The sequence below is a fragment of the Actinophytocola sp. genome (assembly GCF_036402745.1).
GTDB lineage: Bacteria > Actinomycetota > Actinomycetes > Mycobacteriales > Pseudonocardiaceae > Actinophytocola.
Genome location: NZ_DASWSJ010000263.1, coordinates 14,182 through 29,002, shown reverse-complemented (window position 1 = coordinate 29,002; position 14,821 = coordinate 14,182). Strand labels below are relative to the sequence as shown.

Annotated in this window: 17 protein-coding genes; 13 read left to right on the top strand and 4 right to left on the bottom strand. The window is 71.0% G+C overall.

Annotated features, from left to right (window positions below):
• The first annotated feature begins 106 nt into the window (after window positions 1-106).
• The 8 genes from VGD70_RS24850 to dapB all read left to right on the top strand — a co-directional run bounded on the left by VGD70_RS24850 (window position 107) and on the right by dapB (window position 8,902).
• Window positions 107-1,630: an amidohydrolase family protein gene (locus VGD70_RS24850; RefSeq protein ID WP_331085343.1), complete on the top strand. Its 1,524-nt coding sequence runs from the start codon at window positions 107-109 to the stop codon at window positions 1,628-1,630.
• Window positions 1,631-1,759: 129 nt separating this feature from the next.
• Window positions 1,760-2,713: a bifunctional riboflavin kinase/FAD synthetase gene (locus tag VGD70_RS24845; protein WP_331085341.1), complete on the top strand. Its 954-nt coding sequence runs from the start codon at window positions 1,760-1,762 to the stop codon at window positions 2,711-2,713.
• A 173-nt stretch (window positions 2,714-2,886) separates the two neighbouring features.
• Window positions 2,887-3,366 carry a helix-turn-helix domain-containing protein gene (locus tag VGD70_RS24840; RefSeq protein WP_291412586.1) on the top strand — a complete coding sequence of 160 codons (480 nt, stop codon included), beginning with the start codon at window positions 2,887-2,889 and terminating at the stop codon, window positions 3,364-3,366.
• Window positions 3,366-3,917, top strand: a complete 552-nt coding sequence (thpR, locus tag VGD70_RS24835; protein WP_331085337.1) for an RNA 2',3'-cyclic phosphodiesterase — start codon at window positions 3,366-3,368, stop codon at window positions 3,915-3,917. The genes VGD70_RS24840 and thpR overlap by 1 nt, the downstream gene beginning before the upstream one ends.
• A gap of 111 nt (window positions 3,918-4,028) precedes the next feature.
• Window positions 4,029-4,298 (top strand): 30S ribosomal protein S15, encoded by a 270-nt coding sequence (rpsO, locus tag VGD70_RS24830; protein WP_331085335.1) that lies wholly within the window; start codon window positions 4,029-4,031, stop codon window positions 4,296-4,298.
• Between the two features lie 245 nt (window positions 4,299-4,543).
• A complete protein-coding gene (locus VGD70_RS24825) occupies window positions 4,544-6,784 on the top strand; it encodes a polyribonucleotide nucleotidyltransferase (RefSeq protein ID WP_331085333.1) in 2,241 nt (746 codons plus the stop codon).
• 5 nt (window positions 6,785-6,789) lie between these two features.
• The gene (locus VGD70_RS24820) at window positions 6,790-8,130 is read left to right on the top strand and encodes a pitrilysin family protein (protein ID WP_331085332.1); all 1,341 of its coding nucleotides are present in this window, start codon (window positions 6,790-6,792) and stop codon (window positions 8,128-8,130) included.
• Window positions 8,131-8,137: 7 nt separating this feature from the next.
• Window positions 8,138-8,902: a 4-hydroxy-tetrahydrodipicolinate reductase gene (gene dapB / locus VGD70_RS24815; RefSeq protein WP_331085330.1), complete on the top strand. Its 765-nt coding sequence runs from the start codon at window positions 8,138-8,140 to the stop codon at window positions 8,900-8,902.
• Between the two features lie 20 nt (window positions 8,903-8,922).
• Here dapB and VGD70_RS24810 read toward each other — a convergent pair whose 3' ends face one another.
• A complete protein-coding gene (locus VGD70_RS24810) occupies window positions 8,923-9,198 on the bottom strand; it encodes a hypothetical protein (protein ID WP_331085328.1) in 276 nt (91 codons plus the stop codon).
• Between the two features lie 10 nt (window positions 9,199-9,208).
• Between VGD70_RS24810 and VGD70_RS24805 the strand changes: the two genes are divergently transcribed.
• From VGD70_RS24805 to VGD70_RS24790, 4 genes are all read left to right on the top strand, one after another.
• A complete protein-coding gene (locus VGD70_RS24805) occupies window positions 9,209-9,346 on the top strand; it encodes a hypothetical protein (RefSeq protein WP_331085326.1) in 138 nt (45 codons plus the stop codon).
• A gap of 215 nt (window positions 9,347-9,561) precedes the next feature.
• On the top strand, window positions 9,562-9,987 hold the full coding sequence (locus VGD70_RS24800; RefSeq protein WP_331085324.1) for a hypothetical protein: 426 nt from the start codon (window positions 9,562-9,564) through the stop codon (window positions 9,985-9,987).
• A gap of 12 nt (window positions 9,988-9,999) precedes the next feature.
• A complete protein-coding gene (locus VGD70_RS24795) occupies window positions 10,000-10,602 on the top strand; it encodes a cell wall protein (protein ID WP_331085322.1) in 603 nt (200 codons plus the stop codon).
• Between the two features lie 79 nt (window positions 10,603-10,681).
• On the top strand, window positions 10,682-11,485 hold the full coding sequence (locus VGD70_RS24790) for a MauE/DoxX family redox-associated membrane protein (protein ID WP_331085320.1): 804 nt from the start codon (window positions 10,682-10,684) through the stop codon (window positions 11,483-11,485).
• On the opposite strand, the gene VGD70_RS24785 is transcribed toward VGD70_RS24790, so the two are convergent.
• Genes VGD70_RS24785 through VGD70_RS24775 form a run of 3 tightly spaced genes read right to left on the bottom strand, consistent with a single transcriptional unit; the run spans window position 11,422 to window position 13,115 of the window.
• Window positions 11,422-11,949: a GNAT family N-acetyltransferase gene (locus tag VGD70_RS24785; protein WP_331085347.1), complete on the bottom strand. Its 528-nt coding sequence runs from the start codon at window positions 11,947-11,949 to the stop codon at window positions 11,422-11,424. The two genes, VGD70_RS24790 and VGD70_RS24785, sit on opposite strands and share 64 nt — an antisense overlap.
• Before the next feature lie 29 nt (window positions 11,950-11,978).
• Window positions 11,979-12,497, bottom strand: coding sequence for a hypothetical protein (locus VGD70_RS24780; RefSeq protein WP_331085318.1), 519 nt, complete (start codon window positions 12,495-12,497; stop codon window positions 11,979-11,981).
• 60 nt (window positions 12,498-12,557) lie between these two features.
• Complete coding sequence (locus VGD70_RS24775) at window positions 12,558-13,115, bottom strand: GNAT family N-acetyltransferase (protein WP_331085316.1); 558 nt, start codon at window positions 13,113-13,115, stop codon at window positions 12,558-12,560.
• Window positions 13,116-13,182: 67 nt separating this feature from the next.
• On the opposite strand from VGD70_RS24775, the gene VGD70_RS24770 reads away from it, so the two are divergent.
• Window positions 13,183-14,733, top strand: a complete 1,551-nt coding sequence (locus tag VGD70_RS24770; protein ID WP_331085314.1) for a serine/threonine-protein kinase — start codon at window positions 13,183-13,185, stop codon at window positions 14,731-14,733.
• The last annotated feature ends 88 nt before the right edge of the window (window positions 14,734-14,821 follow it).

Here is a 14,821-nt window from a genome sequence, read left to right as displayed (position 1 = left end):
GATCTACGAGACAGGCCTTAGGCGGACTAGGGGTGGGGTTTTCCTTACCCCGGGTTCGGGGGTGCACCCCAGTGATCTTCGCGCCGGGCTCCGGCAGTCTCTGGGTATGACAACGCGAATCTCCCGCCGGAGCATCATCGTCGCAGGGGTGGCCGCCGGGGCGGCCGGAGTGCTCGCCAGGCCCGCCGTGGCCGTCGCCGACCGCGCGCGCACGGGAGGCACCGCGTTGACGCATGCCACCGTCATCGACCCGCACTCCGGCAAGGTGCTGCCGGACCTGACCGTGGTGATCGACGGTGATCGCATCACCGACGTCCGCCGCGGGCCGGCGCCGGGCGGGGCGCGCGTGGTCGACCTCCGGGGCAAGTTCGTCATCCCCGGCCTCGCCGACATGCACGCGCATGCCCAGGCCGAGGGCATCGACCCCGCGCTCAACATCGCCAACGGCGTCACCACGGTCCGCGACATGGCCGGCTCGCCGCTCGCCCGCGACTGGCGCGCCCGTATCGACGCCGGCACCCTGCTCGGCCCGCGCTACACGCTCGGCAGCAAGATCATCGACGGCGCACCGTCCATCTGGGACCCCGCGTTCCTCGACGTCATCCAGGTCGCCGACCCCGAGCAGGCGCGCCAGGCCGTGCGCCAGCAGCGCGACGCGGGTGCCGACTTCATCAAGGTCTACTCGCGAGTGTCGCGCCCGGCCTACCGCGCCATCGCGGCCGAGGCGCACCGCCTGGGCATCCCGTTCGCCGGGCACTGTCCGGACGAGGTGCCCATGGAGGAGATCGCCGACCTCGGTCAGGCCAGTGTCGAGCACATGTTCTGGGCACCGTTCGACACGTCCAGCAAGGAGGCCAGGATCCGCGCCGAGATCGCCCGCATCCGGCTCGAGCTCGGCGACTACAGCGGCTGGTTCAAGGCGATTCATCCGCTCGAGTGGACCGCCGCCAACAGCTACAACAAGGTCAAGGCGCGGCAGCTCTACGGCAAGCTCGCCCGGCGGCGCACCCGCCAGGTGCCGACGCTGGTCATGCACCGCGGCCTCGACAACGCCCACACCCTGGTGATCGGCAACGACCCACGCGACAAGTACCTGCCCCCGTCGGCCATCGGCAGCATGCAGTTCGCGCTCTCCGACTTCTACCTCAAGGACCGCGCCCCCGGCACCTACGCCGAGTGGGCCGCGATGTTCGACCACAGACTGCGGACCGTCCACGAGATGCACCAGCACGGCGTGCCGATCATGACAGGCACCGACACCGGCACGGTCGCGGTCTACCCGGGCTTCTCGGTGCACGACGAGCTGGCCCTGCTGGTCGAGGCGGGGCTGTCCCCGATGGCCGCGCTCCAGGCCGCCACCGCCGAGCCGGCCAGGTACTTGGGCACCAACACCGGCCGCATCGCCGCCGGCCACGCCGCGGACCTGGTGATCCTCGACGCCAACCCCCTGCACGACATCACCAACACGACCGCCGTGTCGGGCGTGGTGGCCCGCGGCCGCTACATAGGACCGGACGAGCGCCTGGCGATCCTGGCGGAGGTGGAGCGAGTGGCGGCGCAGACACCGGAGGGGGTGGCGGTGGCCGCGGGCTGCCCCTGCCACACACCGCGACGCCGCGTGCCCGCCTAGGTCACGGCGTCGCCCGTGGTGGTGCGCGGTCGCTACCTCGGGCCCGCCGAGGCGTCCCGGCCGGGGTCGCCTCGACGGCGTTGTTCGTGTCACACGCCGTCCCGGCGTGGGGCTGCGTAGGGTGGCGGCGTGCAACGGTGGCGCGGGTTGGAGTTCATTCCCGGTGGCTGGGGACGGTGTGTGGCCACCATCGGGGTGTTCGACGGGGTGCATCTGGGGCATCAGGAGCTGATTCACCGCGCGGTGCAGCTCGCCCACGAGCGTGGTTTGCCGAGCGTGCTCGTCACGTTCGACCCGCACCCCGCCGAGGTCGTCCGCCCGGGGAGTCATCCGGCCCAGCTCACCACGCTGCATCGCAAAGCCGAGCTCGTCGAACAGCTGGGCATCGACGTCTTCTGCGTGCTGCCGTTCACCCTCGAGCTGTCCCGCGTGCCGGCCGACGAGTTCGTGCACGAGGTGCTGGTCGAGCAGCTGCACGTGGCCGCGGTCGTGGTGGGCGAGAACTTCACCTTCGGCTACCGCGCCGCGGGCAAGGTCGAGCTGCTCGCCGAGCTGGGCCAGCGCTTCGGCTTCGCCGTCGAGGGCGCCAAGCTCGTGACCGTGCCCAACTCGTCGCCACACTCGGAGATCACGTTCTCCTCGACCTACATCCGGGCCTGCATCAACGCCGGCGACGTCACCGCCGCGGCCGCCGCCCTGGGCCGCCCGCACCGCCTGGAGGGCATCGTCGTCCGCGGCGACCGGCGCGGCCACGAGCTGGGCTTCCCGACGGCGAACCTGTCGACCCCGCGATTCGCCGCGGTCCCGGCCGACGGTGTCTACGCAGGACGCTTCTCCCTCCTGAACGCGACCGGCCGGCCCCCGTTGATGGCCGCGATCTCGGTCGGCACGAACCCCACCTTCTCCGGCCGCGAACGCCGGGTGGAGGCCTTCGTCCTCGACGTGGACGAGGACTTCTACGGCCAGCGCGTGGCGATCGACTTCACCGCCCGCCTGCGGGACATGGAACGCTTCGACTCCACCGAGGCGCTGGTGGCCCAGATGCACAAGGACGTCCGCCGAACCCGGGAGCTCCTGAGCTGACCCGTGGTCCCACGCGATCACCCGGTCGGGTTACCCACGAATACGTGCAGATGCGAACACCTGTCAGGATCCACCACGCAATTCCCACCCGCCTGGCAAGATGCTGTGAGGTCCCGTGCTGGGGCTGCGCAAACCAAGGCGCGAACCAGGGGAAAATCAGGGGAGAGGCGAAGGTGGAGGACCACAAGATCGTCCAGCGCAATCTCGCTCTGCAGCGGGAGTGGTACGGCGAGCCCCTGGGTGACCGGGTCCGCCGCCTGGTGGTCGCCTTCGACATCTCTCAGGCGTTCCTCGCCGACGTGCTCGGCATCAGTGCGCCGATGCTCAGTCAGGTCATGAGCGGCCGCCGCGCCAAGATCGGCAACCCGGCGGTCCTCGCCCGGCTGATCATGCTCGAGCGCAAGATCCTCGTGCCGGACGTGGCGGCCGGCAAGAAGGACGCCATGATGCGTGCCCTGGAGGAGGTCCGCGCCTCGCGGCCGTCCGTCACCAGGGACAACCTCCCGGTCGACATCGGACGCAACGACCGGGTGGCCGTGGCCGCGCTGCGCCGGGTCGCCGAGGCGGGCGACCTCGCCGCCGCGGCTACTCTGCTCAACGGCAGGTTCCCCGAGCTCGCCGACCTACTGCGACGGGCGGGTCAGCCTCAATAGTGGTCCGCCTCTTCTCGGCCATCGAGCTGCCCAACTCCGTGCGCGCCGAGCTGGTCGAACGCCTCCGCGACGTCCGCGCCACCGAGACCGAGCTGCGCTGGGTACCGCCCGAACGCTGGCACATCACCCTCGGCTTCTACGGCGACCGCGAGCACGCCGACCGGCGCGGCGCCTGGTTCCGCCGGCAGGCCGCCGGCCTCGCCCCCGCGCGGGTGCGGCTTCGCGGTGCCGGCCGGTTCCCGGGCGTACTGTGGATTGGGGTCAGTCCGATGGAGGGCCGCGACGCCACGGCGATGCGCACGCTGGCGGCCGCGCTGAACGCGGACAACAACGCCAACCAGTACGACTTCTCCGCACACGTCACGGTCGCCCGCTGGCGCCGGGGCGCGGCGGGCAGCCAGAGCGCCATCCGCGCGGTGCACGCGCTGTCGGACTACTTCGGCACCTGGTGGTCGGCCACCGAGGTGGTCCTGTTCCGCAGCGACCAGGGCGACGGCGGACCGGTGTACACCGCGCTCGACCGCGTCACACTGGCCAGTAAGCAGGGCTAACGACCCACCTGCTAACCTCGGTGTTTGGGTCCGGCTGCGGTCCGTGGCGGCCGGCACCTGCAATCCCGATCGGGACCGCACGGCACATCTCACCCTCGAGGAGAACCAAGAGTGGCGCTGTCCACTGAGCAGAAGAAGACCATTCTGGCCGAGTACGGGGTCCACGATTCCGACACCGGCTCGCCGGAGGCCCAGGTCGCGATGCTGACCAAGCGCATCAGCGACCTGACCGAGCACCTCAAGGTGCACAAGCACGACCACCACTCGCGTCGGGGTCTGTTGCTGCTGGTCGGCCGTCGCCGCCGACTGCTCAACTACCTGACCAAGGTGGACATCGAACGCTACCGGTCGCTGATCCAGCGACTCGGCCTGCGCCGATAGACCCCATCGGGGGAGTGGTCGAACCGGCCGCTCCCCCGATGTCTATACAAGAAAACCAAGGGCAATGCGCGCCGCGTACGGGGATCAGTTCGCCGGTCCTCGGTAGTGGTTCCCGGGTTCAGCCGAGCAGCACCGCTGCTTCCGCCCCGGGGGCTTCGATCGAAGACCGGCCTCGTGAGATTGCGATCCTCCCGCCCTGTGCCCCGTATGGGGTGTGCGCGCCCGCGAAGACGAGGAGTAACTAGATGACTGACTTCAGCGAAGCTGGAGTTCACGAGACGACGGCCGTTATCGACAACGGCAACTTCGGCAAGCGCACCATCCGCTTCGAGACCGGGCGCCTCGCGCGCCAGGCCGCCGGCAGCGTCGTGGCCTACCTCGACGAGGAGACCATGCTGCTGAGCGCCACCACCGCGTCCAAGCACCCGAAGGAGCACTTCGACTTCTTCCCGCTGACGGTGGACGTCGAGGAGCGCATGTACGCCGCGGGCCGCATCCCCGGCTCGTTCTTCCGCCGCGAGGGCCGGCCGTCCACCGACGCCATCCTCACCTGCCGGCTGATCGACCGCCCGCTGCGCCCGTCCTTCGTGGACGGTCTGCGCAACGAGATCCAGGTCGTCATCACCATCCAGAGTCTCAACCCGCAGGACCTCTACGACGTGGTCGCCATCAACGCCGCGTCCGCGTCCACCCAGCTCGCCGGCCTGCCGTTCTCCGGCCCGGTCGGTGGCGTGCGGGTGGCCCTCATCGGTGAGCAGTGGGTCGCGTTCCCGACCCACGAGCAGCTCGAGAAGGCCACCTTCGACATGGTGGTCGCCGGCCGCATCGTCGGCGAGGACGTCGCCATCATGATGGTCGAGGCCGAGGCCACCGAGCACGTGCTCGACCTCGTCGCCGACGGCGGCGTCGCGCCCACCGAGGAGGTCGTGGCCGGCGGTCTCGAGGCCGCCAAGCCCTTCATCAAGGTGCTGTGCGAGGCGCAGGCGCGGCTCGCCGAGGTCGCCGCCAAGGCGACCCGCGACTACCCGACCTACCCCGCCTACCAGCCGGACGCGTTCGAGGCCGTCGAGGCCGCGATGTCCGAGGAGCTGGCCCAGGCGCTGACCATCCCGGCCAAGCAGGAGCGGGAGGCCAAGCTCGACGAGCTCAAGGCCGCCACCCTGGAGCGGGTCGGTGCGGTCGAGGGCGGCCCGTTCGATGGTCGCGAGAAGGAGGTCGGCGCCGCGTTCCGGGCGCTGAACAAGAAGCTGGTCCGCCAGCGGATCCTGCGTGACAAGGTCCGCATCGACGGCCGCGGCATCACCGACATCCGCCAGCTCTCCGCCGAGGTCGCGATCATTCCGCGGGCGCACGGCTCGGCGCTGTTCGAGCGCGGCGAGACCCAGATCCTGGGTGTCACCACGCTGAACATGCTGCGCATGGAGCAGCAGATCGACTCGCTGTCGCCCGAGACGCACAAGCGCTACCTGCACCACTACAACTTCCCGCCCTTCTCCACCGGTGAGACCGGCCGGGTCGGCTCGCCCAAGCGGCGCGAGATCGGCCACGGCGCGCTCGCCGAGCGGGCGCTGGTGCCGGTGCTGCCCAAGCGTGACGAGTTCCCGTACGCCATCCGCCAGGTCTCCGAGGCGCTCAGCTCCAACGGCTCGACGTCCATGGGCTCGGTGTGTGCCTCGACGATGTCGCTGCTCAACGCCGGTGTGCCGCTCAAGGCGCCGGTGTCGGGCATCGCGATGGGCCTCGTGTCCGACCAGGTCGACGGCGAGACCCGGTACGTGGCGATCACCGACATCCTCGGTGCCGAGGACGCGTTCGGCGACATGGACTTCAAGGTCGCCGGCACCAAGGATCTGGTCACCGCGCTGCAGCTGGACACCAAGCTCGACGGCATCCCGTCCGAGGTGCTCGGCGGGGCGCTCAGCCAGGCCCGCGACGCCCGGCTCACCATCCTCGAGGTCATGGCCGAGGCCATCGACAAGCCCGACGAGATGAGCCCGTTCGCGCCGCGCGTCACCAGCGTGAAGATCCCGGTCGACAAGATCGGCGAGGTCATCGGCCCGAAGGGCAAGATGATCAACTCGATCACCGAGCAGACCGGCGCGGACATCTCGATCGAGGACGACGGCACGATCTACGTCGGTGCTTCGGACGGCCCGTCCGCGGAAGCCGCGATCGACATGATCAACGCGATCGCCAACCCGCAGCTGCCCAAGATCGGCGAGCGGTTCCTGGGCACGGTGGTCAAGACCGCCGCGTTCGGCGCGTTCGTCTCGCTGCTGCCGGGCAAGGACGGTCTGGTGCACATTTCCAAGCTGGGTAACGGAAAGCGCATCGGCAAGGTCGAGGACGTGGTCAAGGTCGGCGACAAGCTCCGGGTGGAGATCGCCGACATCGACCAGCGGGGCAAGATCAGCCTGGTGCTGGTCAACGAGGACGCCGACGCCAAGCCGGCCGACTCGACGTCCGACGAGCCTGCCAAGGCGTAAGTTCGTTGGCACGTAACGACGTTCGCTCCGCTCAGAACGGAAGCACCCGGGTCCTGGAACGGACCGACGGCGGGTGCGTGGTCAAGCGCACCGTGTTGCCCGGTGGCCTGCGGGTCATCACCGAGCAGGTCCCGGGTGTCCGTTCGGCCTCGGTCGGCATCTGGGTCGGCGTCGGCTCCCGCGACGAACAGCAGTCCGTCGCGGGGGCCGCGCACTACCTGGAACACCTGCTGTTCAAGGGAACCGCGCGGCGCTCGGCAGTGCAGATCGCCGAGGAGATCGACGCGGTCGGCGGTGAGCTCAACGCGTTCACCGCCAAGGAGCACACGTGCTACTACGCGCACGTGCTCGACAGCGACCTGCCGCTGGCGATGGACCTCGTGTCCGATGTGGTCTTCGATGCTCTGCTGGCGGAGAAGGACATGGAGACCGAGCGCAGCGTGGTCCTCGAGGAGATCGCCATGCGCGACGACGACCCCGAGGACCTGCTGCACGACACGTTCATCGAGGCGCTGCTCACCGACCACCCGCTGGGCCGGCCGGTGCTCGGCACCGAGCAGTCGATCACCTCGATGTCCCGCGGCTCGTTGCACGGCTTCTACAAGCGCCGCTACGCGATGCCCCGCATGGTCCTCGCGGCCGCGGGCAACATCACCCACGGCGAGGTGCTGCGGCACGCCCGCCGGCTGCTCCGCGACCGGCTGGTCGGGGACCGGCCGCCGGGTCGCCCGCGCACCGGCCGGGCGCGGATCGCGGCGCCGCAGAAGCTGGTGCTGCACACCGACGACACCGAGCAGGCGCACCTCATGCTGGGCGTCCGGGCCCTGGACCGGCACGACGATCGCCGTTGGGTGCTCGGCGTGCTGAACACGGCGTTGGGTGGCGGCATGAGCTCGCGCCTGTTCCAGGAGGTTCGTGAGCGGCGCGGCTTGGCGTACCAGGTGTACTCGTCGGTCGCGTCCTATGCGGACACCGGGCACCTGTCGGTGTACGCGGGCTGCCAGCCGGACCGGCTGGGCTCGGTGGCCGGCGTCGTGCACGAGGTGCTCGGCGATGTGGCTGGTTCGGGCTTGACCGACGCCGAGGTCGAGCGCGCCAAGGGACAGCTGCGCGGCAGCCTCGTGCTGGGTCTCGAGGACACGAGCTCGCGGATGTCGCGGATCGGCAAGGGCGAGCTGTCCTACGGCGAGTACCTCACGGTGGAGCAGACCCTCGAGCACATCGAGTCGGTCACCACCGAGGAGGTCGCGAAGCTGGCCGGCCAGCTCCTCACCCGTCCGGTCGCGACGGCGCTGGTGGGGCCCTACGCGCACCCGGACGACGTGCCGGCCGAAGTGGCGAGGTGACCCGCTCTTGGCTCGCTCCGAGGACAACCCGATCCGGGTAGGCGTGCTGGGCGCGCGCGGCCGGATGGGCGCGGAGGTCTGCCGCGCGGTCGAGGCCGCGGGCGACCTGGAGGTCGTCGCCATGATCGACGTCGGCGACCGGATGTTCGACGTCGCCGACGCCGGCGCCGAGGTGGTCGTCGACTTCACGCACCCGGATGTCGTGATGGAGGACATCCGGTTCTGCGTGGACCAGGACATCCGGTGCGTCGTCGGCACGTCGGGTTTCGGTGCCGACAAGCTCGACACCATCCGGCAGTGGCTGGAGCCGAAGCCGGAGCTGGGCGTGCTGGTGGCGCCCAACTTCGCGCTGGGTGCGGTCCTGTCGATGCGCTTCGCCCAGCAGGCCGCGCGGTACTACCCGTCGGTGGAGATCATCGAGCTCCACCACGCGGGCAAGGCGGACGCCCCCTCCGGCACGGCGGCCTACACCGCCCGCCTGGTGGCGGAAGCCCGCGCGGCCGCGGGCCAGGACAAGCCCCCGGACGCGACAACGTCCGAAGTGGACGGTGCGCGCGGCGCGCTGGTCGAGGACATCAGGGTCCACTCGGTCCGCCTGGCAGGTTTGGTGGCCCACCAGGAGATCCTGTTCGGCGGCGAGGGCGAGACGTTGACGATCCGCCACGACTCGCTGGACAGGAAGTCGTTCATGCCGGGCGTGCTGCTGGGCGTGCGGGAGATCCTGAACCGCCCAGGCCTGACGGTAGGCCTGGAAAACGTGCTGGACCTGTAGCCCGAGCGCCGGCCCGGAAGTCACCCTGAGCTGATCAACGCCACGACGGCCCAGGTGATGCAGGCGATTCCGCAAATCTCGAGGACGATCCCGGCGAGCAGGAACCGGGCCATCGTGTGGTTCGCCCGCCGAGCCGCCTCCGCGATCGTCAACTGAGCGCGAGCCGTGGCCTGCACGGCGTTCTTGGCCTCCGCGGCCCACAGTTCGTCATCCAGCGGCGGAGCGAGCCCGTCCAACCCGAGAGCATGTCTCCGGCGCGGTGCGTTGGTCGCCAGCGCGGACAGCCCGAACAGCAACGTGAGCAGCGTGCCCGACGAGCTGATCACCGCGAGCCCGCGTGACTGGGAGGACGCGGTCGGCTCGACGATGAAACGTTCTATCTGGGAAAACGGTGTCCAAGTTGCGCCGGTTGCCCCGCTCGGCTACGCCGCTTGGCAGGTGTGAGATCAAGGGTCACCAAGTAGCGTCGAACCGTCAGTAGCTAACCAACTCCCGTCTGTTCGTGCGAAAGTCCCACCCTGCCATCTCCACCGGGACCCGCGCGCGAAGAGGGCCAGACGAGAGTAGGGGTGGGCCCGTGCGCGGGCCCACCCCAGCTCGCCGTGCCTGAAACGCGCGCGGATCCGGTCGATGCCAGGGCACCCCCGAAGGGAATGACCATGGCACCACCAGATCAGCGAGCACCCACGACCGCGGAGACCTCGTGGTTCTGCTGCGGTGCCGGCTGGGGCCCCTGCGGCTCCGCGGGCGGCGGCGCGTGTGGCAACTGCTCCTCCGGCAGCCGTCACTGCGCCTGGCCGAACACGTCCGACGCCTGCTTCGCCATCACCCGGCCGGACACCTGCGGCGACACCCTGTTACGCCGGACCTGCGGGCACACCTTCTACGTGAAGAACCTGTGCGGCACCACGGAGATCGCCGTCAGGATCGCCGACTGCGGGCCGCAGACCGACCTCTGGTGCAGCGAGCGCTCGTGCTGCTCCGGCAACTGCGCGACCGACCGGCTGCTCGACCTCACGCCGTCGGCGTACAGCGCGATCGGCAACCTGTCCAGCGGGATCATGCCCGTCTCGATTCACAGCTAGGAGGTGCCAGACATGGACTCGTTGGGCCGCAGGAAGTTCCTCAGCAGCGCGGTGCTCGGCACCGCCACCACCGTGGTCGGCGCGAGCACGATCGGCTCGTTCGCACCCGAGGCGGCGGCCGCCGCCAGGAAGCTCGACGTCGAAGCCGGGGCCCCCGACCCGAACTTCGTCGAGGGCCGGATCATCAGCCTCCAGAAGGGCCTGCTGATGGTCACGAGCTCCGACCGCAGCATGCACCAGATCCACCTGACCGGCGCCACCAGCGTGTGGAAGCTGCGCCCGACGACCTCGGACGCGGCCAAGGTCGGCGACGGTCTGTACGCCCGCGGCGTGCGCATGCCGGACGGGACGCTCGCAGCCGACGCCATCTGGTTGAACATCGTCAACCTGCAGGTGCACATCACGTCCATCGGCCGGAACATGATGCACCTGGACCACCACGGTGACCGGATCGTCGGCCACGTCGTCGCCGGCACCACCGCGGCGGTCTACAACAGCACGCCCGCGGTCAGCGACCTGTCGTTGCTGCAGGTGGGCAAGCACGCGCAGGTGATCGGCGCCTGGCGCCCGGACACCAACGAGGTCGACCTGGCCACCGTCTACGCGGCGGCCTAGCCATGCCCCGATCCGCCACCCTCGCGCGCGGCTCGGACGCGGCGAGGGTGGCCCCCGGGCCCTGGACTGGAGGACTGTGGTGATCGAATCGTTGGCGAGCGTGCAGCAGCTCGTGCTCGGCGGCGTGCTCCTGTGGGCGAGCGTGCTGAAGCTCCGCACCCCCGAGGCCGCGCGGCGGTCGGCGCTCAAGCGTCTGGTCGGCGAGCGGCACGTGGTGCGCGCCTACCGGGCGGTGGCAGGCGTCGAGCTCGTCGTGGGCGCGGTGCTGGTGCTGCCGCCGGTGCTCGCGGTCGAGGCGTACCTGGCGGTGGCGCTCAGCGCCGGGATGCTCGGCTACCTGACCTACGCGAAGGTGAAGGCGCCCGAGTCGTCGTGCGGGTGCCTCGGCGACAAGCACACCCCGGTGCGCGGACGCGCCTTCCTGCGGGCAGGCCTGCTGGTCGCGCTCGGCGTGCTGGCCGGGTCCGGCAGCGGCTGGTGGCCGTCGGCGGGGCCACTCGTGCTGGTCGCGGTGGTCGAGGGCGCGGCGGTGGTCATGCTCTCGCCGGAGCTGGACCACCTGTGGCTGCTGCCGCTGCGCCGGTGGCGGGTCCGCCTGTCGCACCCGCTGGCGAACCGGGAGGTCACGGTCCCGCTGGAGTCGACCGTGCAGCAGCTGCAGAAGAGCGGCGCGTACCGCTCGGTCGTCGGCCGGCTGCGGTCGGACCTGCTGGACCACTGGGACGAGGGCGAGTGGCGCATCCTCACCTACGCCGCCGACACCGACACCGGTACAGACACCGGCCAGGCGACGGCGGTGTTCGCGGTGCCGCTGACCGACTACCGCCCCGACGACGTGCGCGTGGCCCTGGTGCCGGAGACCGCCGAGGCGATGGTCGTGTAGGCCCACTCGAGGCCGTCGTAGCCCTCAGCGTCGAGGTGCTCGGCGCGGATGAGGCCGGCGCGCAGGGCGACCCGCTGGGAGGCGATGTTCGCCGGGCGGACCCTGGCGATGACGGGCAGGCCGGGCCGGTGCGTGGCCGCCCAGCGGACGACGGCCGCGACCGCCTCGCCGGCGATGCCGTCGCCCCAGCATTCGGGGTCGAGGCGGTAGAAGAGGTTCAGCGTGCGCTGGTCCCGCATGGGCCAGATCTTCACGCCGCAGAACCCGAGCGGCCGGGGGTCGTCGTGTCGCCGGACGACCCAGTAGCCGAACCCGGCGTCGCGCCAGTGCTGGTTCCAGCGGGCGTAGAGCTCCGCCGCCTCCGCGCGGGTGGCCAGCGCGTCGGACGGGTTGTGCGCGACCGCCCGCGGGTCGCTGTGCACGGCGAGGATCGCGTCGATGTCGGCCGGCTCGGGGCGGCGCAGCGACAGCCGGCCGGTGCGCAGCTCGGCGGTCAGAGCATCCAGCCGGCGAACAGGGCCGGTGAGGCGGCGACCGCGCTGAACCGGATGAAGCGGCCGACCAGCCCGGCGCCGACGAACGCGGACAAGCTCATCCGCACCATCCCCGCCAGCACCGACGTCGCCATGAACGGGGGCAGGCCCAGCACGGAGCTGACGCCGTACGTGCCGACCATCCAGCGCGGGTGCCGGTGACACTTCTCGCGCAGGGCCTCGACCCAGCCGCGGAAGCGCTTGGTCCGCAGCTGCCAGCGGACCTTGCGTGCGGTGAGCGGGCGGTCGGCCCGCCGCCGGCGGTGCAGCCAGTGCGGCAGGTGGAGCTGGCCGCGTGCGCCGTAGTAGTAGAACAGCTTGCCGCTGACCTGGCCGATCGCCACCACCGCGCCGAGCGCCAGCCACGGGATGCGCGGCTCCTGCATGGCGAGCCCGACGAGGAAGATCTCGATACTGATCAGCGGTAGGAGCGCGGAGCCGAAGGCGACACCGAGAGTGACGCACAGCCACGCAAGCACCAGGAAAACCCCTTGCGTCGTCGGATACCGGCGGTCAGCCTACCTAAGGATGTCGCCCGGTCAGGCCAGTTCGATACGGAGAGTGCCGGTCATGCGGACCTCGCGCAGAGGACGCCCGCCTGCGTCCAGCGTACGGACCGTGCCGTCGACAACCCATCCTGCGCGACCGTAGAACCCTAGCGTCGCCTCGTCCCGTTCGGGAACCCATGCGACGCCCCGAGTCGCGGCGGCGGCCGACATCGCCCGTCCGGCCTCGGCCAGCAGCCGCCCGCCGTGACCGCGCCGGCCCCACCGTGGCTCCACGAGGAGCGTGCTGACCAGGGCAACTGTCGCCGAGTCCTTGGCCGGCGACCCGTCGGCGCTCGCCGTCTCGTCCTCCGGCGCGGGCCCGGCCGCGACGAACCCGACGAGCCAGTCGCCCTCGAGCGCGACGAACACCTGTGCCGGACCTTGCTCGATCGTCTGCCGCCAGGTGAGCGAGGTCTCCTCGGGGTCGAGCTCGGCGAGCACCGCCGCGGGCAGCAGGTCGGCGTAGGCGGCGCGCCAGGTGTCGAGCTGGAGGCGGGCGATGTCCGCGGCGTCGGCGGGGACGGCGGGACGGACGGTGGCATCGGCCATGAACGGCAACCTACCGGGGCCGGGATGCGAAGAATCCTCAGCTGGCCGTGACCCGTACGCTCGGCGCGTGACCGCTGTCGCCGTCCCGGGCTACGAGATCATCGATGTGTTGGGGCGCGGCGGTTTCGGCGTCGTCTACCGGGCGCGTCAGGTCACGATCGACCGCGAGGTGGCCATCAAGGTCGACACCCGGGTCATCCTCGACGACCGCGACCAGCGCCGGTTCCTCCGCGAGGTTCGCGCCGCCGGGCGGCTGTCCGGGCATCCGCACGTGGTCGAGATCTACGACGCCGGTGTCCTGCCCGACGCGCGGCCGTACCTGGTGATGGAGCTGTGCCCGGGCGGGTCGCTGGCCGAGCGCGAGCGGATGTCCCCGCGCGAGGTGGCCGAGATCGGCCAGAAGCTCGCCGACGCGCTGGCCGCGGCGCACGACCTCGGCGTGCTGCACCGCGACATCAAGCCGGGAAATATTCTGGTCAAGCGCTACGGCACCGTGGGCCTCGCCGACTTCGGCCTGGCGGCGCTGGTCGAGGCGGGCCGCGACTCGTCGGTGACGCTGGCCGCGCTCACCCCCGCGTACGCCGCGCCCGAGGCGTTCCACCTGCACCCGCCGACGGTCCAGTCGGACGTCTACGCCCTGACGGCGACGCTGTACACGCTGCTGGCCGGCTACCCGCCGCGGTTCCCGGCGACCGGGGACCTGAGCGTGCCGGAGATCGTCCGCCGGCACGACGGTCCCATCGACGAGATTCCGGGGATCGCGCCGGAGTTCATGCGGATCCTGCGCCGCGGGTTGGCGAAGGACCCGGCGCACCGGTACCAGGAGGCGGCCGCGCTGCGGGCGGACCTGAGCCAGCTGACGGTCGGCGACTTCACCGGTCCGCGGCATGCGGTGACGTCGCCGGTCATGACGGTTGCCGGGCCGGGTGTTCCTTCGCCGCCGCCGGCTCCTCCGTCGTCTGTGGGTGGGGGCCCGGCGTTGGGTAGCGGCCCGGTTCCGGGTCCCGCCGCGACCACACCGCCTCCGTCCCGCCGGCGCCCACTGGTCCTGGCCGGCGCCGCCCTGGCCGCGGTCCTGGTGCTGCTGGCGGGAGTCTGGTACTTCGCCATCCGCGACCCCGGCTCCGGCACAGGCGCCCGCGTCGCGGCCGGCGGCTCGCCCACCGCGCCCACCAACGAGGACCGCTTCGGCGTCCCGACGGTGACGGCGGGTTGCCCGGCTGCGGAGGTGCCCGACGCGCAGGCGCAGTGTACGAAGCGGGCGCAGTGCTGGAGCGGGATCGTGTTGATCCAGGGGCAGCTGACCAGCATCCGGGCGTTGCCCTGCGAGGAGGGCCACGTCTACGAGACTTTTGCGATAGCGGTGGTGCCCCCGGAGGTGGTCGACCCGTTCCAGGACCTCCTGGCCAAGAACCCGACGGTCCGGAAGGTCTGCGCAAAGGAGACGATGCTGGCCTCCCGCTTCGGCGAGGCCCTGGACTACGCGGCGGACCGCTGGTCGATCGAGATCCTGCCCCCGACCCCGGACGACCGCGAGAAGAACCGCGACATCTACCGCTGCGTGGCGACGCTGACGGGTGTCGAGGGCATCACCGGCTCGGTCTTCCGCCCCCGCTGACCTGCCCGCGTCACCACCGACGACGAACCCGGCCCGCCCCGGCGACGAAACCTCGCCGCTCGCGCCCGCCCACCCCGGTAACCGGCGA